The sequence below is a fragment of the Streptomyces sp. NPDC001868 genome, from assembly GCF_040297125.1.
GTDB lineage: Bacteria > Actinomycetota > Actinomycetes > Streptomycetales > Streptomycetaceae > Streptomyces.
In genome coordinates this window covers 22752-46417 of sequence record NZ_JBEOYO010000067.1, presented here as the reverse complement: position 1 = coordinate 46417, position 23666 = coordinate 22752, and the positions used below count along the sequence as shown (strand labels likewise).

Genomic DNA, 23666 nt, shown 5'->3' with positions numbered 1-23666 from the left:
CGGCCAACTCCCCACCCAGCACACCCGGTCAACGACACACCCGACCAAACAGACACGCCACCGACGAACGAACCTGACCAAGCACTACTAGGGCCCGTCGGAAGTTGTGATCATTGGAGGCTGCGCATCCAGATCACCGCTCCTCGCACATGGAGGCCAGCGAGGTAGCTCTGGGGTGTCTTGTCGTAGCGGGTCGCGATTCCGCGCCATGCCTTCAGCTTGTTGATCAGGCGTTCGACGGTGTTGCGGCCTTTGTAGAGCTCGGTGTCGTGAGAGGCGGGCCGTCCGCCCAGGCGGCCCTTCTTCTTGCGGTTCGCGGCCTGGTCGGCCTTCTCCGGAATCACAGCCTTGATGTTCCGTCTGCGTAGATAGGCGCGATTGGCGCGGGAGGAGTACACCTTGTCGCCGGCGACCGCGTCGGATCGGGTGCGCGGGCGGCCGACCGGCCCCCGGACCTTGATCTTGTCCAGGACCGGGACGAACCGGGGGCTGTCGGCGGCCTGCCCCTCAGTCAGGAGGAAGGAGAGCGGGCGGCAGCGCGGATCGGCAGCGAGATGGACCTTGGTGGTCAAGCCACCACGCGAACGGCCCAGCAGGGCCGCCTTCAGGCGGGCCCGGCGTCGCCGCCGGATGCGCCTCCGTTCCTCCCGAACCGGGTCGGACGTGCCCCGTTCGCCTTCGGCCTGCGGCTTTCGTTCCTTCCCGCGGCCCCCTTTGACGCCTCGGCGGCCTTCTCCAGGGACGACAGGACCTCCTCGTCGACCCGCATACCCGCGGCGTCGTGATGGGCGCGGGCGACCGTGGAGTCCACGCTGAGCAAGGACAAGTCCGTCTGCCCGCGCCTGGCCGCCTCGGCGATCATCCCTTCCATCAGCGCCTGGAAGACATCCACGTCACGCCATCGGAGGAAGCGGTCGTAAACGGTCTGCCAGACCCCGAACTCCGGCGGCATCTCACGCCACTGGGCACCCGAGCGGAACTTCCAGATCACGCCCTCGAACTGCTCCCGCAGATGCTGCGGATACGGGCCGGACCTGCCTATCGGCAGGAACGGGCCGATCAACTCCCACTCAGTGTCCGTGAGTTCTCTACGCGCCATCCCAGACGTCTACCAGCCCATGTCCTTGGCCACCTCTTCCTGGGCTGCGGCGATCTCTGGCGCGGTGGAATCCGTGATGTCTACATCGCATGCCCACTCGAACCGCGACAGCAGGTCCGCGAGCGCCTGCTTCTGAGCCGGGTGCGTGATCGGTACGGCGTTCAGGTCGGTGCTCATCAGCCAGTCGAACAGCACGATGGCATCGGCGCGCCACAGCCGCACGTTGACAGTTGGCACGGATTCCCATGATTCATCGGCATTCATGAGCGCATCGTGCCAGGTGGCATCTCAACCGTTGATCACGACTTCAGACAGGCCCTACTTCAGCCTCGTCTACCTGCCCTCCTACGCGGCCGGAGTCGGTGCGCTGGAGCAGGCGTACGCCTCCTCGTTCATGACCCTCGTCATGGTGTTCGTCATCGCCGGAATGCTGGTCTCGGGTCTGCGGCGGACCGGTTCGGCGCACTGCGGGTAGGTCTGGTCATGCAGACGGTGTCCGTGCTGCCGCTGCTGTTCGCGATGACGCACGACCTGCTGCCGTTCCAGGTAGTCGCCGTACTGCTCGGCATCCTGCTCGGGCCGTCACTGGCCTTCATCAACGTTCTCTCCGGACTGCTGTATCCGACGTCTGTGCGGGCGGTGGGTGCCGGGATCGTCGGTGCGGTCGCGATCGCCGTCTTCGTCGGCACGTTCCCGCTGCTGGCGAGTGGATGCGCGGCAGCGGGCTCGGTACGACGATCCCCTACTACGTCGCCGCGTACCTGCTGGCGGGGCTGGTCGCCACGCTCGCCCTGACCCGCGTCCCGGGACTCACCCTCGCCCTGACACCGGCCGGCACCCGCACCGCGACCGCAGGAAAGGAGGCCGCCGATGTCCCTGCTGGAGGATGCCCGCACCCTCCAGGGCGACCTCGTCGACCTGCGGCACCGCCTGCACCGCGAACCCGAGCCGGGCCTCGAACTGCCGCGCACCGAGGAGAAGGTCCTGCAGGCGATCGACGGACTGCCGCTGGAGATCACGCTCGGCGAGAACCCGCGCTCGGTCACCGCGGTGCTGTGTGGATCCCGCCCCGGCCCGACCGTACTGCTGCGGGGCGACATGGACGCGTTGCCAGTCACCGAGCGCACCGGACTGGCGTACGCCGCAGCGGCCGACCGGCTGCACGCGTGCGGGCACGACCTGCACACCACGATGCTCACCGGCGCCGCCCCGCTGCTGGCCTTACACGCCGACCGGCTGGCCGGGGACGTGGTGTTCATGTTCCAGCCCGGCGGACACGGGAGGCCAGAACCATCGCCTGTGCCCCCCCCTACGGTGATCGCCGGCACCCGAAGCCCGACCGGACCCATCCGAGGACGCCCCCTCACCGCCTACCCGGACGCCCCGCTCACCGTGACGCTGACCGATGAGGAGGGCAGTGGAGGGGGAGCTGCTCTCTTCAGGGCCGAAGCAGGATTCGCCGCACCACGCACAGCGTTCGCTGCACGCCCCGCAAATCCATCGTCCAGCCAGCACCAGGTGGTGACTGTCGGCCTGCCGGGCCGTCGAGGATGGTCCCCAGCATCCCTTCTTGCACGGTCGGGAGGCACTGTGCCCCTCGCACCCTCGGGGATGTTCCCAGCTCGGTTTGATTCACGCCGTTCTTGCAGGTCAGACGTGCCGATCTGGGTCAGCCCTGTGTAGTGCTTGTCGGTCTGTTCCTGTCCTTGTGGCCCTCAATGGCCCCTGGAAGCCGATGGGTTGGACGCTTGCCACAGCAGGTGCCGCGTCCGCCCTGTTCAGCCGAGGGCATGGAACCTTCGCACAGCGGATTCTCCTACCAACGCGACGATGCTCCACCCCCGGTCCCGGGGCGGCGACCAGCGTGCCGACCAACTTCCCCCAGCTTTGTCTCTCCATGACGGGGGATCACAGTCAGCGGCCCGTTCGGCGTCGTCCCTCAGCTGTCGAAGTCGACGGTGAGCGTGTCGGAGGCAGCGAAGGTCTGGCAGGTGAGGACGTAGCCTGCGGAGACCTCGGCGGGTTCCAAAGCGTAGTTGCGGCGCATGTCGGCCCGGCCGTGGGTGACGAGGGCACGGCAGGTGCCGCAGACGCCGCCCTTGCATGCGAACGGCAGGTCGGGACGGGCCTGTTGGGCGCCGTCGAGGACACTGCGGTGATGCGGGGCGGAGTACGTGGTGGCCCGGCCGTCGAGGACCACGGTGACCTCGCTCGCCGGGACGTCGGCCAGGGCGTCGTCCCGATCGGTCGTTGTCCGGGGGGGCGGCGAGGGTGGCTCATCGTCTGCGTGGAACAGTTCCTGGTGGACGCGGTCGGCCGGGACGCCGAGGCCGAAGAGGATCGCGCGGGCGTCGCGGACCATGCCGTGCGGGCCGCACAGCCACCAGTGTCCGACGTCCTGGATGTCGACGAGGGCGTCGAGCAGCGCGGTGAGCCGTCCGGAGTCGAGGCGGCCGGAGAGCAGTTCCGCTTCGCGCGGCTCGCGGGACAGGACGTGGGCGAGCTGGAAGCGGGCCGGGTACTCGTCCTTCAGGTCGGCGAGTTCGTCCGCGAACATCACGGTGCCGGTGCGCCGGTTGCCGTACAGGAGGGTGACGCGGGAGGCGCCGTCCGCGGCGAGGACCGACGCGGCGATGGACAGCATCGGCGTGATGCCGGATCCGGCGGCGACGAGCACATGGTGGCCGGGGCGACCGGAGTGTCCGGCATCGGTGAGGTCAGGGGTGAAGGCGCCGGCCGGGCCCATGACTTCCAGGGTGTCTCCGGGGCGTACGCCATGGACGAGCCACGAAGAGAACAGCCCGCCCGGTACGACGCGAACGCCGATGCGGGGCGGTGTCCCGGCCGGTGCGCAGATGGAGTACGAGCGGCGCTCGTCGCGCCCGTCCATCTCGCGGCGCAGGGTGAGGCACTGGCCGGGGAGGAAGGCGAACTCCTCGGCCAGACGGTTGGGGATGTCGAAGGTGAGGGCGGCGGCGTCGGGGCACAGCGGCTCGACGGCGGCGACGCGCAGGGCGTGGAAGGCCGGACGGCGGCGGGCTCGTGCCGCGACCGGCGTACGGGGATGGGGCATCAGATGTCCTTGACGTGTGGGAAGGGGTCCAGGCAGGCGCGGCAGCGTCTGAGTGCCGTGCAGGCGGTGGCGGCGAATCGCGATATCTCCTCGGTGTCGTTCGAGGCGCAGCGGGGACAGGGCACGACGGCCGGGGCGGGGGTCAGGGTCAGCCAGGTCGGCCCCGGCGCGGAGTTCGGGTGCCGGCGTGCGCCGGGTGGCGCGACGCCGTGTTCCGTCAGCTTGCGGCGGCCTTCGGCGGTGATCCATTCGGTGGTCCACGGCGGGTCGAGCACCGTGACCACGCGGACGGCGCGAAAGCCGGCCGCGCGCAGCCGGGTGGCGACCTCGGCGCGCATCTCCGCCATCGCGGGGCAGCCCGCGTAGGTGGGGGTGAGTCGCGCGACGACCGTTCCGTCCTGCTCCACCTCGATGCCGCGGAGCACGCCGAGATCCGCGACGGTCAGCATGGGCAGTTCGGGGTCGGGGACCTGGCCGGCGATGTGCCGGGCCTGTTCCTCCGCTTCCCTGCGACGCTCGACGGGATCCGGAACCGTCACCATGCCGCTTCCGGGTGTGCGCGGGCGACGCTCTGCAGTTCGGCGAGGAGCGGCGCCAGATGCCTCGTGTGGTCCCCGCCCCGTCCGGCGCCGGGGACGGAGGAGACGGACACGGGCCCGAGCGGCAGGGCCTCGGACGGGTTCAGCCCGGCCTTCACGAGCACATCGGCGAGCAGGAGCAGGGTTCGGTCGGTGACGGTGGCGGGGTCGGCGCCGAGGTGTACCGCGGTGCGGTCGGCCAGCAGTTCGCCCAGCCAGGGTGCGATCCCGTGCAGGGCCGTTTCCATGCGGCACCGGGACTCGGCGGTCCCGTCACCGAGCCGTACGGTCCATTCGGCGGCGTAGTGGCGGTGATAGGCCAGTTCCTTCACGCTCTTCGCGGCGATGGCGGCCAGCACCGGGTCCGGCGCCCCGGCCAGCGCCTCGAACTGGGCGAGTCGCCAGGTGGACGTGACCAGCAGCCGGGCGATGGTGAACGCGAAGTCGCCGCCCGGCAGTTCGGCGAGCCGTACGTTCCGGAAGTCGGCCGGGCCACGGAAGTAGGCGTACGCGTCCTCGCCGCGGCCCGTGCCGTCGGCCCGGCCGGTCCTGGCGTACAGCAGACGGGCCTGGCCGAGCAGGTCCAGGCCGATGTTGGCGAGCGCCAGTTCCTCCTCCAGTTCCGGGGCGCGGGTGCACCACTCGGCCAGCCGCTGGGCGGACACCAGGGCGTCGTCGCCCAGCGCCAGGCAGCAGGCCGCCACGTCCCCGGCGTCGACGCCGTCCGGTACCGCCTGGTCCACGCCGTGCAGTGGGTCGGTGAAGCCGGTGCCGAACGCCCACCGCGCGTTGTCGTGGTCGACGAACAGGTCGTCCTCGCTCATTGCCTGCTCCTGGGTCCTAGATGTGGGGGACGTCGTCGGGGATGTCGTAGAAGGTGGGGTGGCGGTAGACCTTGTCGGCGCTGGGCGCGAAGAAGGGGTCCTTCTCGCTGGAGGTGGAGGCGGCGATGGTGTCCGAGCGCACGGCCCAGATACTGACGCCCTCGTTGCGCCGGGTGTACAGGTCCCGGGCATGGGTGAGGGCCATCCGGTCGTCGGCCGCGCGCAGCGAGCCCACGTGGACGTGGTTGAGGCCGCGCTTGCCGCGGACGAACACCTCGTACAGGGGCCAGTCGCGCCTGGTCGTCCCGCTCATGCCGCCGCCCCTTCACTCGCGTTGGCTGCCTGCTTGGCCGCGTGGGCGGTGGCCGCCTCGCGCACCCAGGCGCCCTCCTCGTGCGCGGCCCGTCGCCGCGCGATCCGTTCGGCGTTGCACGGTCCGTCACCGGAGATCACCCGCTTCAACTCGTCCCAGTCGGGGGTGCCGAAGTCGTGGTGCCCTCGCTCCTCGTTCCAGCGCAGCTCGGGGTCGGGCAGGGTCACGCCGAGCTTCTCGGCCTGCGGGACGGTCATGTCGACGAACCGCTGCCGCAGTTCGTCGTTGGTGTGCCGCTTGATCCTCCAGGCCATGGACCGGGCCGAGTTGGGCGAGTTGTCGTCGGGCGGGCCGAACATCATCAGCGATGGCCACCACCAGCGGTCGACGGCGTCCTGGACCATGGCTCGCTGTTCCTCCGTACCGCGCGTCATCGTCAGCAGCAGCTCGTACCCCTGCCGCTGGTGGAAGGACTCCTCCTTGCAGACGCGGACCATGGCGCGTCCGTACGGCCCGTACGAACTCCGGCACAGGGGCACCTGGTTGCAGATCGCGGCGCCGTCGACGAACCAGCCGATCACCCCGACGTCGGCGAAGGTGCGGGTCGGGTAGTTGAAGATCGACGAGTACTTCTGGCGCCCCTCGATGAGCCACTCGGTCAGGTCCGCGCGGTCGGCGCCGAGCGTCTCGGCGGCCGAGTACAGATACAGGCCATGCCCGGCCTCGTCCTGCACCTTCGCGAAGAGGATCGCCTTGCGGCGCAGCGACGGCGCACGGGTGATCCACTCGCCCTCCGGCTGCATACCGATGATCTCCGAGTGCGCGTGCTGGGCGATCTGCCGGATGAGCGTCTTGCGGTAGCCGTCCGGCATCCAGTCACGCGGCTCGATCCGCTGGTCGCGGGCGATGGTGTCCTCGAAGGCCGATTCGAGGCTCCGGGGATCCGGGGGTGCGCCGGTGGCGGCGGGTGTGTTCATGGTTCCGTGTCCCTTCGTATGCGGTGTGTGGGTGGGTCAGTGGCCTCGGAAGGCGGGGCTGCGGCGTTCGAGGAAGGCCGCGACGGCCTCGTGGTGGTCGTCGGTGGCGCCGAGCCGCCGCTGGATCACGGCCTCGCGCTCCAGCGCCGCCGGCAGGGGCGTGGTGGCAGCGGACCGCAGCAGTGCCTTGGTCTCCCGGTGGGCGGCGGTGGGTCCGTCGGCCAGGGAGCGGGCGAGGGCCAGTCCCTGGGCCGTGGCCGAGCCGTCCGGTACGACACGGTGGACCAGGCCCCAGTGCGAGGCGTCCCGCGCGGAGAACTGGTCGTTGAGCAGCATGAGCCCTGCGGTCCGCGAGGGGCCCAGCTGGCGGGCGAGGGCGCGGGCGACCCCGGAGTCGGAGGCCAGCCCGATGCCGGTGAAGGCGGTCCCGAAGCGAGCACCTTCACCGGCAACCCGCACGTCGGCACAGAGGGCGATGCCGAGTCCGGCCCCGACGCAGGCTCCCTCGACGGCCACGACGAGCGGGACCGGCAGCGCGTGCAACTCCTTGACCAGCGGGTTGTACTCGTTGGGAATCTTCGCAAAGGCCGCGGCGGGCTCGGTCCGCAGCAGCCGGGCGTGTTCCCTGAGGTCCTGGCCGACGCAGAAGTGCCTGCCGCGGGCGGTGATCAGGGCCGCTCGCACGCCGCGTGCGGTGTCCGTGGTCAGGCGCCGTGCCGCCATGAGGAGTGCGCTGCGCATGTGCGCGTCGAGGGTGTTGCCGCTCGCGGGTCCGCGCAGTTCGATGACGGCCACGGCGTCGGTGACGTCGTACGCCACCCCGTACGGGGCGGAGTACCCGCCCGCCTCGGTCTCGGTGGTCACCCCGTCGGTCACTGCCATGGAAAGAACCCCTGACCGGTCTTGCGGCCCAGCTCGCCGCGGGCGACCTTCTCCCGCAACAACGCCGGCGGCGCGAACCGCTCCCCGAGCGTCGCGTGCAGGTGTTCGGCGATGGCCAGCCGTACGTCGAGACCCACGACGTCGGTGAGGCGCAGCGGCCCCATCGGGTGCCGGTAGCCCAGGCGCATGGCCGTGTCGATGGCCTCCGGGTCGGCGACCCCCTCCTCGACCATGCGGATCGCCTCCAGACCGAGGGCGAGGCCGAGGCGGCTGCTGGCGAATCCCGGGGAGTCCTGGACCACGACCTCCTGTTTGCCGAGGGCGTGCGTCCAGCCGACCGCCGCTGTGAGGGTCTGCCCGGTGGTGTCGGGCGCGAGGACCAGTTCGATCAGCGCGGAGACGGGCACGGGGTTGAAGAAGTGCATGCCCAGGAAGCGTCCGGGCCGCTTCAGGGCCGCCGCGAGTTCGGTGACCGGCAGGGAGCTGGTGTTGGTGGCCAGCACGCACCGCTCCCCCACGGCCTGTTCGGCGGCGGCGAGCAGCCGGGCCTTGAGCGCGGCGTCCTCCGGTACCGCCTCCACGACCAGATCGGCGTCGTGGGGCAGCCTGGCGAGCGAGGTCACGGCGGTGACCCGGTCCGATACATCACTGGCCACGGGTCCGCCGAGCCCCCCGCGCTCGGCGGCCCGCCGCAGCCCGGCGGTGATCCGGTCCAGGGCGACGGCCGCGGCCGCGCCGTCGTGCTCCACGACGACCACGGACGACCCGGCGGCCGCGAAGGACTGGGCGATACCGGCGCCCATCCGGCCGCCGCCGATCACCCCCACGACGGCGGGTGGTGCTGATGCCGAGGTCATGCCCGGGCTCCGTTCTTCTCGTGCTTCTCGTTCTTCGCCAGGAAGCGCGTCATGCGCTCCTCCTTGTCGCGGCCCTCGAACAGCACGGCCTGGGCAAGGTCGTCGGCCACCGGATGGGCACCGGGAGCGTTCGTGACGAGCTTGGTCAGGCGCAGGGCGAGTGCGGAGGAGCGGGCCATGCGGTCCAGCAGGGCGTGCGCTTGGGCTGTCAGCCGGTCGGCCGGTACGACGTCCATGACCAGCCCGCAGGCGAGCGCGGCCGTCGCGTCGAGGTTCCGTCCGGCGAGCAGGACCTGCTTGGCCAGCGACTCGCCGAGCAGCTCCCCCAGCCGCCAGCAGGCCCCGGCGGCGGCAAGGATGCCCAGGCCCGGTTCAGGGTTGCCGAAGACGGCGTCCGGTCCGGCGATCCGGATGTCGCAGGCGTACGCCAGTTCGGCGCCGCCGCCGAGCGCCCAGCCGTCCACGGCGGCCACGGTGGGCATGGGCAGCCTGCGCACCCGATCGAACAGGCGGCTGTTGATGCCCTGGAGGGCCTCGTCCCGACCGCGCCCGAGAAGTTCGGCGATGTCGGCACCGCCGGCGAAGACGCCGCCGTGCCCGGTGAGCAGCAACAGCTTGGGATCGCGCTCCAAGTCCTCGCACACGCCGTGCAGTTCGGCGATCATGCGGCCGCTGATGGCGTTGCGGGCCTCGGGGCGGTGCAGGGTGACGACGACCCGGTCCGCGCGCTCCTCGACCAGCAAGGTGTTGTACGACGTACTCGTGGACGTGCTCATGGCCGCTCCACGAGCATCGCCACGCCCTGCCCGACCCCGACGCAGAGAGTCGCCAGGCCCCGGCGGGCGTCCTCGCGTTCCATGCGTCCGAGCAGGGTGAGCAGGATGCGGGCGCCGGAGCAGCCCAGCGGGTGGCCGAGGGCGATGGCGCCGCCGTCGGCGTTGACGCGGTCCTCGTCGAGTTTCAACCGGCGGACGACCGCCAGCGCCTGGACGGCGAAGGCCTCGTTCAGCTCGACCGCGTCCAGGTCGCCGGCCGTCCAGCCGGCCCGGGCCAGTGCCCTGGCGGTGGCCGGCACGGGCCCGAGCCCCATCAGGTGGGGTTCGACCCCGGCCGAGGCGGCGGTGACGACACGGGCCCGGGGAGTGAGCCCGTACCGTTCGACCGCCGCCCCGCTCGCCACCAGCAGGGCCGCGGCCCCGTCGGACAGTGGCGAGGAGTTGCCCGCGGTGACGATTCCGTCGGCGCGGAAGACGGCGCGCAGTCCGCCCAGCTTCTCCAGCGAGGTGGACGGCCGGGGCCCCTCGTCCTGGGTCACCTCGCCGTCCTTGACCGGCACCGGGACGATCTCCTTCTCGAAGCGGCCCGCCTGCTGGGCGGCGATCGCCCGCCGGTGGCTGCGCAGCGCGAAGGCGTCCGCGTCCAGGCGGGTGATGCCGTCCAGGGCGGCGACCTCCTCCGCCGTCTCGCCCATCGACAGGGTGGTCGTGGCGGGGAAGCGGGGGTTGGTGAAGCGCCAGCCGATGGAGGTGTCGTGGGCCTCGCCGGGCCGGGCCCAGGGCGTACCGGGTTTGGCCATCACCCAGGGGGCGCGGGTCATCGACTCCACTCCGCCCGCCACGACCAGGTCGGCTTCCCCCGCCCGTATCGCCTGGGCGGCCGAGGCGACGGCCGTCAGCCCGGAGGCGCACAGCCGGTTGACGGTGTATCCGGGCACGGTGTGCGGCAGTCCGGCCAGCAGCACGGCCATCCGGGCCACGTCCCGGTTGTCCTCACCGGCCTGGTTCGCGGCGCCGAGGATCACCTCGTCCACGGCCTCGGCCGGGACCCCGGAGCGCCGTACCGCCTCGCCGACGACGAGGGCGGCCAGGTCGTCGGGGCGCACGGACGCCAGGGCGCCGCCGTAACGGCCCTGCGGGGTGCGGGCCCCGTCTATCAGATAGACCTCGTCAGGCATCGGTGTCCTCCTCGGCGAGTGCGAGTGCGGGCGCGTGGCGGCGGGACTGGACGACCGAGAAGCGGCCGGTGACGAAGGCCGGGTCGGTGAGGGCGGCGTTGGCGGCGGGGTTGGCCGCGGTGCCGTGGAAGTCACTGAAGGCGGCGGACTGGTTGACGAAGACGCCGCCGGTCAGGTTCTCGGACAGGTGGACACCCGCCTCCAGGGCCGTGGCCCGCGCCACGTCCAGCACGGTGTCGTCGGTCGAGTACACGGAGGCGGTCAGGGCCCCGTGCCGCCGCACGGTGTCGTGCAGCAGCCGCAGGCTGTGCGCGGTGGAGTCGGTGCCGATGACGAAGGAGACCGGCCCGAACCACTCACTGGTGTACGTCTTCTCGTCCGCCTCGGCGTCGAGCCGGGCCACCAGCGGGGTGCGGACGACCGCGTCCGGGTGGTCCGGGTGGGCCAGTTCGCGGGAGGGGTGGGCCGTACGGTCCAGAGCCGCCGCCTCCTCCAGACGCCCCAGCACCCCGGCGTTCACGATCGCGCCGAGGGTGGCCGCGGCGCGGCCGGGATCGCCGAGCAGCTTGTCCAGGGCGGCGCCCAGGTCGGCGGCGAACTCATCGGCAGTGCGCGGCCCTTGGTCGGTGGGGATGCCGTCGCGGGGTACGAGGATGTTCTGCGGCGTGGTGCACATCTGGCCGCTGTAGAGGGAGAGCGAGAAGGCGAGGTTGCGCAGGAGTCCCGCGTAGTCGTCCGTGGAGTCGACGACGACGGTGTTGAGCCCGGACTTCTCCGTGTGTACGACGGCCTGGCGGGCGTTGACCTCCAGCCAGTCGCCGAACTCGGTTGAGCCGGTGAAGTCGACGATGCGTACGTCGGGATGGGTGGCGAGTGCGGGCGCGGTTCGCTCGTCGTCGCGCTCGGCGGCGAGCAGCACCAGGTCCGGGTCGAAGCCTGCCTCCGCCAGGACCTCGCGGGCGATGCGCACGGTGATCGCCAGCGGCAGTACGGCCCGCCGGTGCGGTTTGACGATCACGGGGTTGCCGGTGACCAGGCTTGCGAAGAGCCCCGGATAGCCGTTCCAGGTGGGGAAGGTGTTGCAGGCGATCAGCACCGCCACCCCGCGTCCGACGGGGGTGAAGGTCTTGTCCATGACGAGTGGGCCGCCTCTGCGTTGCGGCTTGCTCCAGCGGGCGGTGGCCGGATGGCGCCGCTGCTCCTGCCAGGCGTACGCGACCGCTTCGAGGCCGCGGTCCTGGGCGTGCGGGCCGCCTGCCTGGAACGCCATCAGGAAGGGCTGGCCGGTGGTGTGCTGCACGGCGTGCGCGATCTCGAAGCTCGCCGCGTTCAGCCGGACCAGGATCTCCGCCGCGACGCCGGCCCGGGTGTCCGGGCTCGCGGCGCGCCACGCCACGGCGGCGGACCTGGCCGTCGCGACGGCGGCCTCGGGCGCCAGGCAGGGGTAGCTGATGCCGAGGGGGAAGCCGTAGGGGGAGATCTCGGCGGCGGGGACGGTGCCGGTCGTGGGGTGCCCTTCGAGGGGGCAGGGCCGGCCGAGGAGGCCACGGAAGGCCGCCTCGCCCACCTCGGGTGCCCCGGCTCCGTACGCGGAGGTGCTGGGCGTTTCCGGGTACGGCGACCAGTAGTCGCGGGCGGCGGCACGCTCCACCGCCTGGTGAAGCAGATCCGTATGGCGTGCGAAGAAGTCGGGGTGTGGGTCAGTGGACACGAGGGGCTCCTGGCCGAACGTTCGGTAGGTCGATGGGTGCGGGGCACCCAGGCGGAGACAAGGGAAATGGGGGGCCTGATCAGACGTCGGCGAGCAGGATCGCCGGACGCTCCACGCAGTCGGCCACGAAACGAAGGAAGCCTCCGGCCACTCCCCCGTCGCAGACCCGGTGGTCGAAGCTGAGGGAGAGCTGCATGACCTTGCGGACGGCCAGCGTGCCGTCCACCACCCAGGGTTTGTCGACGATGCGGCCCGCGCCGAGCAGGGCGGCCTCCGGGTGGTTGATGATGGGCGTGGAGCCGTCCACGCCGAACACGCCGTAGTTGTTGAGGGTGAAGGTCCCGCCGGTCAGACGGTCGGGAGGCAGACTCCCGTTGCGGGCGAGCTCGGTCAACCGGGCGAGTTCGGCGGCCAGTTGTACGGTCGTCAGGCGGTGGGCGTCACGGACGACGGGGACGACCAGGCCGCGTTCGGTCTGGGCGGCGAAACCCAGGTGCACCTCACTGACGCGGACGATCTCCCGCCGCTCGGTGTCCACCGTGGAGTTCAGTTCCGGGTAGCGACAGAGGCCGGCGACGCATATACGGGCCAGCAGGGCCAACAGCCCGATGCGGCGGCCTGGTTCGGCGGCCTCCAGCGCCTTCTTGGCCTGGAGCAGCCCGGTCGCGTCCACGTCGACCCAGGTGGTGGCGTCGGGGATCTCGGTGCGGCTGCGGGAGAGTTTGTTCGCGATGGCACCCCGTACTCCGCGTAGCGGTATGCGCTCGGCACCGTCGGGGGCCCTTCGTGCCTCCGGGGCGGGCACCGATTCCTGCCGTGCCGGGGTGTTCGGTGCGGAGACGGGTTCCGTCGGCGCCTGCGTGGCGGCCCGGAGGATGGCCTGCTCCACGTCCCGTCTCAGAACGACGCCGGCGGGACCGGACGGCGCCAGACCGGCGAGGTCGACACCGTGGTCCCGGGCCATCCTCCGTACCAGGGGGGAGATCACCCGGGGTGGGTGCGGCGATCCTGCCGTGGCCGGGGCGGGGTGGCCGTCGCGCGCCGGTGTTCCGACGCCGATCGGGGCCTCGACGTCAGCAGCCGCGGCACCGGCGCTCGGGGCGCTCGCGCCCCCGGACGCCTCGCCCGGGACCACCACGGCGGCGCGCCGACGGCGGCGGCGCGAAAGCGCCGGGCCATGGCCGGTGCCGTAGCCGATCAGGACGTTGCCGGAACCGGCCTGTTCCTCCTCCCGGTAACGCTCCTCGGCCGCCTCGGCCGAAACCGACCCGCCCGGCGCCGTACCGGAGGTGCCATCGGCCGTATCGGCCCCCGGCGCTGCGGGACGGGGGCCGCCACCCGACCCCTCGGAGGCGCCGACACCGCCGGAGGCGTCCGCCCCCACCGTGATCAGCGGCTCCCCCACCGCCAGCGCCGTGCCCGCCTCCGCGTGCAGTCGCAGCACCGTGCCCGCGTACGGGACCGGTACTTCGACCGCGGCCTTGGCGGTCTCGACCTCGACGACGATCTGGTCGATCGTCACCGTGTCGCCGACCGCGACCTTCCACTCGGTGATCTCCGCCTCGGCCAGTCCTTCGCCGAGGTCGGGCAGCCGGAACAGCTGCTCCTGGAGCGTTGCGGTGGTCATGCGACCGCTCCCTTCAGCAGGTGCCGGGTGTCCGGCTCGTCGGCGAACTGAAGGCGGTCGACGGCGTCGAGGATCCGGTCGACGCCGGGCAGGTGCGCGTGCTCCAACTTGGGCGGCGGATAAGGGATGTCGAAGCCGGCAACCCTCAGGACGGGTGCGGCCAGCGAATGGAAGCAGCGTTCCTGCACACGTGCGGCGATCTCCGCTCCGACCCCGGCGAAGCCCTGGGCCTCCTGGACGACCAGGCAGCGCCCGGTCCGGCGTACCGATGCCGTGACCGTCTCGTCGTCGAAGGGCACCACGGTCCGCAGGTCCACGACCTCCAGTTCGATGCCCTCGGCGGCTGCGGCTTCCGCGGCGGCCAGGGCCACCGGAACCGACGGCCCGTACGCGACGACCGTGGCGTCACGGCCCTCCCGCCGGATCGCCGCCCGCCCGAACGGCAGCACGGCGCGCCGTTCCAGGTCGGTGTCCTCCCTCGACCAGTACAGCTTCTTCGGCTCCAGGAAGACGACCGGGTCGGGGTCGGCCACGGCGTCGCGCAGCAGCCAGTACGCGTCCTCGGCCGTCGCCGGGGTGACGACCTTCAGTCCCGGCGTGTGCGCGTAGTACGCCTCACTGGAGTCGCAGTGGTGCTCGACTCCGCCGATGCCACCCGCGTACGGGATGCGGATCACCATCGGCAGCGTGAGGCGTCCCCGAGTGCGGTTGCGCAGCTTGGCGACGTGCGAGGCGATCTGCTCGAAGGCGGGGTACGCGAAGGCGTCGAACTGCATCTCCACCACGGGCCGGAAGCCGCCCATCGCCATGCCGACGGCCAGTCCGACGATGCCGGCCTCGGCCAGCGGGGTGTCGAAGCACCGCTGCTCGCCGAAGTCGCGTGTCAGTCCGTCGGTGATCCGGAAGACACCGCCGAGGGGGCCGACGTCCTCGCCGAAGACGAGTACGCGCTCGTCCTCGCGCAGTGCGTCGCGAAGAGCGGTGTTCAGCGCCTGCGCCATCGTGACCTTGGCCATGGCCGTCAGTCCTCCTGAGTCTGAGACGTGGTGGGTTCGTCGGCTTCGGCGAGCTCGGCCAGTTCGGCGACCAACAGGGCGCGCTGTTCGCGCAGTTGCGGCGTCGGCTCGGCGTAGACGTGGTCGAAGAGCTCCAGTGGGTCGGGGACGGTTTCCGCGTTCATGCCGGCGCGCAGTGCGGCGGCCAGTGCCTCCGCCTCCTCCCGCACCGCCGCGACGTCCTCGTCGGTGAGCGCGTCACGGGCCCGCAGGAGTGCCTCCAGCCGGCTGAGCGGGTCGGCGGCGCTCCACCGCTCGACCTCCTCGTCGTCCCGGTAGCGGGTGGCGTCGTCGGCGTTGGTGTGCGCGTCCATGCGATAGGTGTGCGCCTCGACCAGGAAGGGGCCGTGCCCGGCGCGCGCGTGTTCGACGGCCGCGGTCAGCACCGCCAGCACGGCGACCAGGTCGTTGCCGTCGACCTGCTCGCAGCGCACACCGTGGCCGATTCCCTTGTACGCGAGGGCGGGCGCCGCGGTCTGCCGGGCCAGCGGCACGGAGATCGCGTACTTGTTGTTCTGGACGAAGAAGACGACCGGCGCACGGAAGACGGCGGCGAAGTTCAGCGCCTCGTGGAAGTCGCCCTCGCTGGTGGCGCCGTCCCCGACGAGAGCCATCGCCACGCCGTCCCCGCCCTTCCGGCGCAACGACTCCGCCATGCCGGTGGCGTGCAGCACCTGGGTGGCCAGCGGGGTGCACTGGGGGGCGACGCGGGTGGCGGCCGGGTCGTAGCCGCAGTGCCAGTCGCCGCGCAGCAGCGTCAGCACCTCAAGGGGGTCGATGCCACGGGTGACCAGGGCCATGGAGTCCCGGTAGGTCGGGAAGAGCCAGTCGTCGGGGCGCAGCGCGAGCACGGCACCGACCTGACAGGCCTCCTGGCCCCGGCTGGACGGGTAGACCGCGAGCCGCCCCTGCTTGGTGAGCGCGGTCGCCTGGGTGTCGAAGCGGCGGCCCAGGACCATCCGCCGGTAGGCGTCGCGGAGGGTCTCGACCGGGGGCTCGGTGTATCCGGCCGGCGCCTTGGCCACCGGAGTGCCGTCCTCGGCCACGAACCGCACCGGCGTGAGGGACGGCAGGAGGCCCTGGACCGTCTGTCGGAGGCTCTTCACGGACATGGAGGGCACTCGCTTTCTCTGGACACTTGACAGGAGAATGGTCGCCATAACGGAATATGTGTTCAATACTTCGGCCGAAGTGGCGATGAACTGCCGAATCGAGTGCGCGTGGAGGGCAATGTGTCCGAGGAAACCTCACCGTCGGGGTCGGTGCCCGGACGAACTGCCGTTCCGCTCGACGACATCGACCGGCAGATCCTGGCCCGGTTGCTCAGGGACGGCCGGGTCTCGGTCCGGGCGCTCGCGGAGGACGTGCACATCTCGCGCGCCAACGCGTACACACGCATCGGCCGACTGGTGGCCGAGGAGGTCATCACCGGCTTCACCGCGCAGCTCAATCCACAGCGGGCGGGACTCGGCACGAGCGCCTACGTGACGCTGACCATCGAGCAGAACGCCTGGCGTGACATCTCGCGCGAGCTGCGCGACATGCCGTACGTCGAGCATGTCGCCCTCGTCACGGGCGACTTCGACGTCCTGGTGCTGGTCCGTGCACCGGACAACCTGGCGCTGCGCCGGGTAGTGCTGGAGAGCATCCAGGCGGTGCCGGGGGTGCGCTCGACCCGCACCTGGCTGGTCTTCGACGAGGTGCGGGGCCGCGGGGCCGACTGGACCGCCTGACGGGAGCCCGGGACACGACCCTCAGACGTCGAGCAGTTCGGTGGCGGAGCCGACGTCCGGCGCTGGGACACGAGCCGGCTTCGCCATCAGGACGGGGGCCAGGACCGCAGCCGGGGCCACCGGTTCCACATGGCGCCGGGACCGCACCACCCGGAACCGTCCCGTGACGAAGTGGGCACCCGCGGCGGGCAGGTCCGCGCCGGCCGAGGAGGGATCGGCGGGAAAGTCGTCCGCGAGGTTCTGCACCAGATGCACTCCGGCGTCCAGCGCCGCCGACTCGGCGACCGCCAGTACCAGCGGGTCGGTCGAGTGCACCGCGGCGTACGGTGCTCCGTGGCGCCCCACGGTGGAGCGGAACAGCGCCAGGCTGTGCGAGGTCGAGTCGGTGCCCACCAGGAACGAGACCGGACCCGGCCACTCCCTGGCGTAGATCCGCTCGTCCCGCGCTCCCAGCCGGACGAGCAGTGGGCTGCGCAGATCGGCGCCGGGATGGTCCGGATGGTGCAGGGGCCGGGACGCGGACAGCACCGCACCGTACTGGGCGGCCTGCGCCAGTGCGGCCCGTACCTCGTCGCCGGTGATCGCGCCCAGCAGCCTCGTCACACGTGCCGGATGCCCGAGCAGCCGGTCCACGGCCTCGCGGATGTCGGCGCCGAGATCCCTGAGGCTCCTGTGCCCCTCGTCGGTCACGATGCCCGTCGTCGGCACCAGGACGTTCTGCGGCGTGGTGCGGAACGTGCCGCTGCACAGGCACAGGGAACGGGCGAAGCCTCGCACCAGACCCCGGTAGTTCTCGGTGGAGTCGACGATCACGGTGTTCAGGCCGGTCCGGTTGGCGAACACGGTGGCCTGGCGGGCGTGTTGTTCCAGCCAGTCGGCGAACCGCGCCGAGCCTGTGAAGTCGACGATGCGCACCGCCGGGTCCGTGGCCAGCCGCCGGTGCAGCCGTTCCTCCGGTTCCGCCACCGCCAGGGTCACGATGTCCGGGGCGTGCCCGGCCTCCGCCAGCACCTGCCGTGCGACGCGAACAGTGATCGCCAGGGGCAGCACGGAGCGCGGATGCGGGGCCACGATCACGGGATTTCCGGTCACCAGGCTGGCGAACAGGCCCGGATAGCCGTTCCAGAGCGGATAGTCGGGGCAGCCGATGAGCAGCGACACTCCCCGGGGCACCAGGGTGCAGGTGCCCCGCATCGCCGGCGGTTGCCCACTGCGTCGGGGGCTCTCCCAACTCAGGTCCGCGGGGACGCGCGCCGACTCGGCGAAGGCATGGGCCACAGCCTCCAGCGCCCGGTCCTGGGCGCGCGGCCCGGCGGCCCGGAACGCCGCCTCCGGCGGCTGGCCGGTGGTGTGGTGCACCGCAAGGGCCAGCTCATGACTGCGCGTGTTCAGTCGGCGCAGTATCTCCACGGCCAGCCCGGCACGTTGGTACGGCCCGGCGGCACGCCATCCGGCCGCCGCCCGCCCGGCCGCCGCCACCAGCGCCGCGGGGTCGCAGCGCGGGTAGCCGATGCCCATGCCGTACGTGCCTGTGCCGTACGGGGAGGACTCGGTGGCCACCTGGCCGAGTTCTCCGGGCTGGTCGAGGTCGAAAGGGCGTCCCAGCAGGGAGCCGAAGACCTTCCCCGCCGTTCGCGTCGATCTCATGCCCGCGTCGGCGGCATCCTGCCCGGTCGCCTCCGTGAAGGGCCGACGGCATTCACCGGCCGCGAGGGCCCGTACGGCCTCCTGCAGCAGCTCGCGATGCCGCTCATAGGGACTGGGACGCATGGCCTTCAGCCTCTCCAGGCAGCGGCCAGCGCGAGCAGGGCGTCGTTCTCCTCCGGCAGACCGATGGTCACCCGGACTCCTTCACCGAGGAACGGACGGACGACGACCTTCCCGTCGAGGCAGTGCACGGCGAAGTCCGCGCTGTCGTCTCCGAGCGGCAGCCAGACGAAGTTGGCCTGGGAGTCCGGCACTTCGAAGCCGAGCGCGCGCAACCGCAGTGTGACGCGCGCCCGTTCGGCGACTGTGAGTGCCGCACGGCGGGCTGCCTCCGCGCGCTCCCCGAGGGCGACGACGGCGGCCTCCTGGGCAAGCGCGCTGACGCTGAACGGCACTTGGGTCTTGCGTACATGGGCGGTGAACTCCGGCGGCGCCACGCAGTAGCCGACGCGCAGTCCCGCCAGGCCGTACGCCTTGGAGAAGGTCCGCAGCACCGCCACGTTCGGCCGGTCGCCGAGCAGGGCGAGGGCGTCGGGGACCAGGGCCGGATCGGCGTACTCCCGGTAGGCCTCGTCGACGACGATCAGCACATCGTCCGGAACCCGGTCCGCGAAATCACTGAGCGCGCGCTCGCCGACCGCGGTGGAGGTGGGGTTGTTGGGGTTGCAGACGAAGACCAGCCGGGTCCGGCCGGTGATCGCCGTGGCCATGGCGTCGAGGTCCAGCGCATTGTCCCGCAACGGAACCCGCACCGCCGTACCGCCGGCGACCGCCGTGAGGATGGGGTACGCCTCGAAGGACCGCCAGCCGAAGACGACCTCGTCGCCGGGGCCGACGACCGAGTGCAGCAGCTGTCCGCAGACCTCGGAGGAGCCGGCGCCCACCGCGATCCGCTCTGGCTCGACACCGTGGTGCGCGGCCAGGACCTCGACGAGTGAGGTGGCGCTCATGTCGGGGTACCGCGACACGCCTGCGGCCAGCTCCGAGAGCGTTCCGGCAACCCCGGGCAACAGCCCGTAAGGGGATTCGTTGCTGGCCAGCACGACCGCACCGGGCAGCTTGCGGCCAGGGACGTAGGGGGGCAACTGCGCCAAGGACGAACGGACGCTCACCATGCTCGACTCGCTTCTGAAGCGGTGAAGTCCCGAGGCCGTACCTCGGGGCACTTGACAGGGAAAGCGTGAAGAGCGAACGACAAATGCTCAACGCTTTGGAGAATTCGGCGACGAATCGCCGAAATCATGTCGAATGCCCGGCAATCAGTCTCTCGCCCAGCCCATCCAGGTCCCTGCCACGAGACGGACGGCTCGGAAGCCGCCGGACACCGGCGGCTTCCGTTGGTCACAGGTCGGACACATGAGGTTCCCGGGCCCCGGTTGCCGACACGGTCCGCGAAGACTGCTCCCCGCACAATCCGCGAGGTGCCCACGCCTCGCCCGCTCCGATCGAGGGAGACCATGTCCACAACCCACGTCGCACACGGGTCGTTGATCTCGTTGGCGGCGTCGCTCGCCCTGCTGACGGCCGGCTGTTCGGGAACGGCCGACGGCGCGGAGGCCGGTGGCTGCCGCGAGAACGGCGGCTGGTCGGCGAGTGACGAGGCGTGGTGGCTGCGCCCCAGTGTGTCGTTCTCTGCGGCCACGGCCGACAGGAGCGCGGCTGATGAGGCCGCGGCCGTCGTGATCCGTCCGAGCGACACGGACGACGGCGGGCCGCTGTGCGAACCGGTCACCGTGCAGGTCGAGTTCTGGGAGCTCACCGCCACTGCATCGGGGACGGACATGACGTCCGCGCTGCGCTACCAGCTGGCCACCGACGGAACCGAGGACCGGGGCATCGGCTTCCCTCCCGGCCTTTCCGCCGGGGAACGCGGCGCCTGTACCGGCGTCCTCATGGCGGCGTACGCGGGTGCGCGCCTGTCCGAGACGGCCCCCGGCCGCCCCCACAGGCCCTGGCGATGCTGATTCCACTTCGACAACCTCGAACGCCTACTCCGCCGCAGGTCAGAGGGGATCGAAATCCCCCGACCTCCGCCGAGCCCCAAACTCACGAGCAGCGGATCCAGTCCGTCCAGGCAGAGTTGACGCTCCGACACCCAAAAACGAACGTTTCAGCAGGTCAGAACCCTGCGCAGGTGGGGCGGGTGGGACTCGAACCCACGGCCGACGGATTATGAGTCCTCTGAGGATCTTGGCGGTCCTTATCAATCAGTGCCGATTCACGCCGTTCTTGCAGGTCAGGTGGGTTGATGTATGTCGGTGCTCCTCAACCCTTGTCGGTCTGTTCCTGTCCGCGTAGAGGCTGCGCCCGGGGATCGGGTCAGCCGAGGACATAGGTCTCGTCACCGAGGGGTGCTGCCGCACCTGAGCGGAGTGCGGGTGCGGGTGCGGGTGCGGCAAGCGAGCCCAGAAGGCGGGGTGTTGCGCATCGTGGCCTCAACCCTGGAGTGGGCTCCGGTGCCGGTCGGCACGTGAGGCCCTTCGGTCGGATCCTTCTGTCGCAAGATCGTTCCTACCAGGGGCCTTACATCTGCCTGAACTTGAGGATGTCGCAGATCACGCGACGCACCTCGCACTCACGGACGGTGGCCGACGATTACCGGGAACAGCTCATTGGAGACGAAAAGTGCGCTCGTTACCTTTCGTCAGCGCGGGCGCGGATCCCTTCATTCGAACAGTATCCGGTTCCATATCGCTTCAGGCATAGCAGACCCAGCAGTCGACCGAAATCGTCGACCACCGCCAACCGACGTCGCGCCTCGAATCTCATCGCTGTTGTAGCAGCATCAAGTGGGTATGACGCCTGTACCGTTCTGCCGACGAGAGTTCCGAGCTCCGTGACGGCCACGGAATTGGGGGCGGCTTCGGGGATGTCCGGTCGCTCGATCGTCGTTATGAGCCGTCCGTCGTCCGGGTCGACGACCAGGGCCATGTGGACGTGATTGTCGCTGAAAACAGCTCGGAGGTCGTCCACCCTGGAGAGCGGTCCCAGGGTCTTGGGACAGGTGACCATGACATCTGCAACGCGGCTCCGCACAGCGGATTCATAGGTCATGGATCTGCCCGTGACGCTGCTCATCACAGGTACCTGCACTTCATCTTCGATTCCTCGTCTCACGGTATTGCTCCAAAACTGAAATGCCTTCTTCCGCGACACCCGCAACGGTGTGGGCGCGTGCCCGAACTCGGCGGATCCGAGGACGGTTTCGCGACCCAGTACCGGCGCATGGTTCCGGCGCCGGGCGACTCGGGGTCGCCGGCCGGGCAGTGCCGTCAGCGCGGCGCGGTAAACCGTCGACGCAGAGCAGGACCACCTGTGATCATCCGCCGCTGATCGGTGGCAGCACGGCGATCTCGTCGCCGGCCTCACACGGGGCGCCGTGCATCTCGTCGTTCAGCATCTCTCCGTTGAACCACACCCGTGAGTTCGCCAGCACGTGGGCGAACTCACCGCCGTAGCGCCGGCGTGCCTCGTCGAGCACCTCGTCGAGCGTGCCGCCGGGAATCACGTCGCGCCCTCGGCCCGCCGCCTCACGCGCGGCCGCGAACAGCAGCATTGTGGGCATGAGCCGATCCACCTCTCGTTCAGGTCGTTCTCTTGTTGCGTCGTTCGAGGTCACCCACCGATGTAGGACATCTCCACCCGATCACCGCGCGAGGGTGCGCGGCGTCCGCGCAACTCCGAATAGCGGTCCTCCCGGGCGCCCCAGAGTGCGCGCACGGCGGAGCACAGTTCCTCGTCGGAGGCGCCGGCTCGCAGCAACGCCCGCAGGTCGGTCCCGCCGGAGGAGAACAGGCACGTGTGCACCTTCCCCTCGGCGGACAGCCGGGCTCGTGTGCAGTCCCCGCAGAACGGCCGCGTCACCGAGCCGATGACACCGATCTCCCCGGCGCCATCCAGGAAACGGTAGCGGGTGGCCACCTCACCGACGCCGGTCGCGCCGAGCGGTTCGAGCGGGTAACGGCCGTCGATCAGGCGCACGATCTCGGCGGCGGGCAGCACCTCACCGAGCTGCCACTCGTTCGTGGCCCCTACGTCCATGTACTCGATGAAGCGGAGGATGTGGCCGCTGCCCCGGAACCGCTCGACCATCGGCAGCACGCACCCGTCGTTGACTCCCCGCTTCACCACCATGTTCACCTTGACGGGGTTGAGGCCGGCGCGTGCGGCCGCGTCGATCCCGTCGAGGACCCGGCGCACCGGCACCGCGGTGTCGGCGACTGCCCGGAACACGGCGTCGTCGAGCGCGTCCAGGCTCACCGTCGCCCGGCGCAGCCCGGCCTGGGCGAGGCGTTCCGCGAAGGCCGGCAACAGCAGCCCGTTGGTCGTCATCGCGAGATCGAGCCCGGGTACCGCGGCGAGCAGCGCCACGAGGTCCGCGACGCCGCGACGCAGCAGCGGCTCGCCCCCGGTGAGCCGGATCTTGCGCACGCCGAGGGAGGCGAACACCCGCGCCAGACGCGCGATCTCGTCGAAGGTCAGCAGGTCGACCGGCTCCAGGTAACGGTGCCCCGGGCCGAAATGCTCGCGCGGCATGCAGTACCGGCATCGGAGGTTGCACCGGTCGGTGATGGAGATCCGCAGGTCGCGAAGGTGACGGTACCGGCGGTCGGTGACAGGCCGGCTCATCACGCCGCCGGTTCCGGGTTCCGGGCGAGGCACCAGCGGCTCGCCGCGACGGAGACGTCGTCGATCCGGTTCCCGGTCGCCACCCAGCCGCTCGTACCGTCCCCGCCGTATTCGCGTTTCCACACCGGAACGGACTCCTTGAGGACGTCGATGCAGAAGCGGGCCGCGGTGAACGCCTCGCCGCGGTGCGGTGCGGAGACCACGACCAGGACGCTCGCCTCGGTGATCGGCACCGGCCCGACGCGGTGGAACAACGCCACGCGCCCGAGGGCGGGCCACCGGTCCCGGGCGGCGAGGGCGATCTGCCGAAGCCGCGGCTCGACATGCCGGTCGAACGCCTCGTAGTCGATCCCGACGATCCCGGTGCGGTGGCCCTCCAGGTCGTCGTTGTGGTCGCGCACCGTACCGGTGAACGTGACGACCGCGCCACAGTGCGGCACGGTCGCCCATTCGATCGCCTCGGCGACCGGGACGCGGTCCGGGGTCAGGGCCACTCGGACGTCCTCGACCGTTTCTTCCGGACTGCGGATGTGATCATTCACGACGGCTGTCACGATGCGCTCCCTCGCGTTCTGGACCGGCACTGGCGTTCATCCTCACCGGCCCGGGCTTGCCGTACCGGACTCCGCGCGACAGGCATTTGACCG

25 protein-coding genes and 1 pseudogene are annotated in these 23666 nt (G+C 71.0%); 5 read left to right on the top strand and 21 right to left on the bottom strand.

What is annotated here, in order from left to right; genetic code table 11:
• Positions 1–110 precede the first annotated feature (110 nt).
• Positions 111–1099: pseudogene (locus ABT147_RS41715) on the bottom strand (IS5 family transposase).
• A gap of 9 nt (positions 1100–1108) precedes the next feature.
• Positions 1109–1363 carry a hypothetical protein gene (locus ABT147_RS41710; protein WP_190904303.1) on the bottom strand — a complete coding sequence of 85 codons (255 nt, stop codon included), beginning with the start codon at positions 1361–1363 and terminating at the stop codon, positions 1109–1111.
• Positions 1364–1394: 31 nt separating this feature from the next.
• On the opposite strand from ABT147_RS41710, the gene ABT147_RS41705 reads away from it, so the two are divergent.
• The 3 genes from ABT147_RS41705 to ABT147_RS47495 all read left to right on the top strand — a co-directional run bounded on the left by ABT147_RS41705 (position 1395) and on the right by ABT147_RS47495 (position 2782).
• Positions 1395–1574, top strand: coding sequence for a hypothetical protein (locus ABT147_RS41705; protein ID WP_351416518.1), 180 nt, complete (start codon positions 1395–1397; stop codon positions 1572–1574).
• Positions 1575–1582: 8 nt separating this feature from the next.
• The gene (locus tag ABT147_RS41700; RefSeq protein ID WP_351416516.1) at positions 1583–1894 is read left to right on the top strand and encodes a hypothetical protein; all 312 of its coding nucleotides are present in this window, start codon (positions 1583–1585) and stop codon (positions 1892–1894) included.
• Between the two features lie 75 nt (positions 1895–1969).
• Positions 1970–2782 (top strand): M20/M25/M40 family metallo-hydrolase, encoded by an 813-nt coding sequence (locus tag ABT147_RS47495; protein ID WP_502983253.1) that lies wholly within the window; start codon positions 1970–1972, stop codon positions 2780–2782.
• 256 nt (positions 2783–3038) lie between these two features.
• Here ABT147_RS47495 and paaE read toward each other — a convergent pair whose 3' ends face one another.
• The 13 genes from paaE to pdhA all read right to left on the bottom strand — a co-directional run bounded on the left by paaE (position 3039) and on the right by pdhA (position 16062).
• Entirely contained in the window at positions 3039–4172 is a 1134-nt protein-coding gene (paaE, locus tag ABT147_RS41690; protein ID WP_351416513.1) for a 1,2-phenylacetyl-CoA epoxidase subunit PaaE, read from the bottom strand.
• Entirely contained in the window at positions 4172–4714 is a 543-nt protein-coding gene (gene paaD, locus ABT147_RS41685; protein WP_351416511.1) for a 1,2-phenylacetyl-CoA epoxidase subunit PaaD, read from the bottom strand. The genes paaE and paaD overlap by 1 nt, the downstream gene beginning before the upstream one ends.
• On the bottom strand, positions 4708–5574 hold the full coding sequence (gene paaC / locus ABT147_RS41680; protein ID WP_351416508.1) for a 1,2-phenylacetyl-CoA epoxidase subunit PaaC: 867 nt from the start codon (positions 5572–5574) through the stop codon (positions 4708–4710). Before paaC ends, paaD begins: the two co-directional genes overlap by 7 nt.
• 16 nt (positions 5575–5590) lie before the next feature.
• A complete protein-coding gene (gene paaB / locus ABT147_RS41675; protein WP_351416505.1) occupies positions 5591–5887 on the bottom strand; it encodes a 1,2-phenylacetyl-CoA epoxidase subunit PaaB in 297 nt (98 codons plus the stop codon).
• On the bottom strand, positions 5884–6864 hold the full coding sequence (gene paaA / locus ABT147_RS41670; RefSeq protein ID WP_351416503.1) for a 1,2-phenylacetyl-CoA epoxidase subunit PaaA: 981 nt from the start codon (positions 6862–6864) through the stop codon (positions 5884–5886). Before paaA ends, paaB begins: the two co-directional genes overlap by 4 nt.
• A 36-nt stretch (positions 6865–6900) precedes the next feature.
• Positions 6901–7746, bottom strand: coding sequence for an enoyl-CoA hydratase/isomerase family protein (locus tag ABT147_RS41665; RefSeq protein ID WP_351416501.1), 846 nt, complete (start codon positions 7744–7746; stop codon positions 6901–6903).
• Positions 7737–8603, bottom strand: a complete 867-nt coding sequence (locus ABT147_RS41660; RefSeq protein WP_351416499.1) for a 3-hydroxyacyl-CoA dehydrogenase family protein — start codon at positions 8601–8603, stop codon at positions 7737–7739. Before ABT147_RS41660 ends, ABT147_RS41665 begins: the two co-directional genes overlap by 10 nt.
• Positions 8600–9379 (bottom strand): enoyl-CoA hydratase/isomerase family protein, encoded by a 780-nt coding sequence (locus tag ABT147_RS41655; protein WP_351416497.1) that lies wholly within the window; start codon positions 9377–9379, stop codon positions 8600–8602. The genes ABT147_RS41660 and ABT147_RS41655 overlap by 4 nt, the downstream gene beginning before the upstream one ends.
• Entirely contained in the window at positions 9376–10557 is a 1182-nt protein-coding gene (locus ABT147_RS41650) for a thiolase family protein (RefSeq protein WP_351416495.1), read from the bottom strand. The genes ABT147_RS41655 and ABT147_RS41650 overlap by 4 nt, the downstream gene beginning before the upstream one ends.
• Complete coding sequence (paaN, locus tag ABT147_RS41645) at positions 10550–12268, bottom strand: phenylacetic acid degradation protein PaaN (RefSeq protein ID WP_351416493.1); 1719 nt, start codon at positions 12266–12268, stop codon at positions 10550–10552. Before paaN ends, ABT147_RS41650 begins: the two co-directional genes overlap by 8 nt.
• A gap of 79 nt (positions 12269–12347) precedes the next feature.
• The gene (locus tag ABT147_RS41640) at positions 12348–13895 is read right to left on the bottom strand and encodes a dihydrolipoamide acetyltransferase family protein (protein WP_351416491.1); all 1548 of its coding nucleotides are present in this window, start codon (positions 13893–13895) and stop codon (positions 12348–12350) included.
• On the bottom strand, positions 13892–14911 hold the full coding sequence (locus ABT147_RS41635) for an alpha-ketoacid dehydrogenase subunit beta (protein ID WP_351416488.1): 1020 nt from the start codon (positions 14909–14911) through the stop codon (positions 13892–13894). The genes ABT147_RS41640 and ABT147_RS41635 overlap by 4 nt, the downstream gene beginning before the upstream one ends.
• A 5-nt stretch (positions 14912–14916) precedes the next feature.
• The gene (gene pdhA / locus ABT147_RS41630; protein ID WP_351416486.1) at positions 14917–16062 is read right to left on the bottom strand and encodes a pyruvate dehydrogenase (acetyl-transferring) E1 component subunit alpha; all 1146 of its coding nucleotides are present in this window, start codon (positions 16060–16062) and stop codon (positions 14917–14919) included.
• Between the two features lie 150 nt (positions 16063–16212).
• Here pdhA and ABT147_RS41625 point away from each other — a divergent pair, with 150 nt between their 5' ends.
• Positions 16213–16683 (top strand): Lrp/AsnC family transcriptional regulator, encoded by a 471-nt coding sequence (locus ABT147_RS41625; RefSeq protein WP_351416483.1) that lies wholly within the window; start codon positions 16213–16215, stop codon positions 16681–16683.
• A gap of 21 nt (positions 16684–16704) precedes the next feature.
• Here the strand turns inward: ABT147_RS41625 and ABT147_RS41620 are convergent, their stop codons facing one another.
• Both ABT147_RS41620 and hisC read right to left on the bottom strand, forming a co-directional pair.
• Positions 16705–18453: an aldehyde dehydrogenase family protein gene (locus ABT147_RS41620; RefSeq protein ID WP_351416480.1), complete on the bottom strand. Its 1749-nt coding sequence runs from the start codon at positions 18451–18453 to the stop codon at positions 16705–16707.
• A 5-nt stretch (positions 18454–18458) separates the two neighbouring features.
• Positions 18459–19505, bottom strand: a complete 1047-nt coding sequence (hisC, locus tag ABT147_RS41615; protein ID WP_351416478.1) for a histidinol-phosphate transaminase — start codon at positions 19503–19505, stop codon at positions 18459–18461.
• 342 nt (positions 19506–19847) lie between these two features.
• Between hisC and ABT147_RS41610 the strand changes: the two genes are divergently transcribed.
• Entirely contained in the window at positions 19848–20354 is a 507-nt protein-coding gene (locus ABT147_RS41610) for a hypothetical protein (protein WP_351416475.1), read from the top strand.
• 670 nt (positions 20355–21024) lie between these two features.
• Here ABT147_RS41610 and ABT147_RS41605 read toward each other — a convergent pair.
• The 4 genes from ABT147_RS41605 to ABT147_RS41590 all read right to left on the bottom strand — a co-directional run bounded on the left by ABT147_RS41605 (position 21025) and on the right by ABT147_RS41590 (position 23573).
• On the bottom strand, positions 21025–21468 hold the full coding sequence (locus tag ABT147_RS41605; protein ID WP_351416473.1) for a CBS domain-containing protein: 444 nt from the start codon (positions 21466–21468) through the stop codon (positions 21025–21027).
• A 241-nt stretch (positions 21469–21709) separates the two neighbouring features.
• Positions 21710–21955 carry a MoaD/ThiS family protein gene (locus ABT147_RS41600; protein WP_351416470.1) on the bottom strand — a complete coding sequence of 82 codons (246 nt, stop codon included), beginning with the start codon at positions 21953–21955 and terminating at the stop codon, positions 21710–21712.
• 50 nt (positions 21956–22005) lie between these two features.
• Positions 22006–23019, bottom strand: coding sequence for a GTP 3',8-cyclase MoaA (gene moaA / locus ABT147_RS41595; protein WP_351416467.1), 1014 nt, complete (start codon positions 23017–23019; stop codon positions 22006–22008).
• Positions 23019–23573, bottom strand: coding sequence for a molybdenum cofactor biosynthesis protein MoaE (locus ABT147_RS41590; protein ID WP_351416465.1), 555 nt, complete (start codon positions 23571–23573; stop codon positions 23019–23021). The genes moaA and ABT147_RS41590 overlap by 1 nt, the downstream gene beginning before the upstream one ends.
• Positions 23574–23666 lie beyond the last annotated feature (93 nt).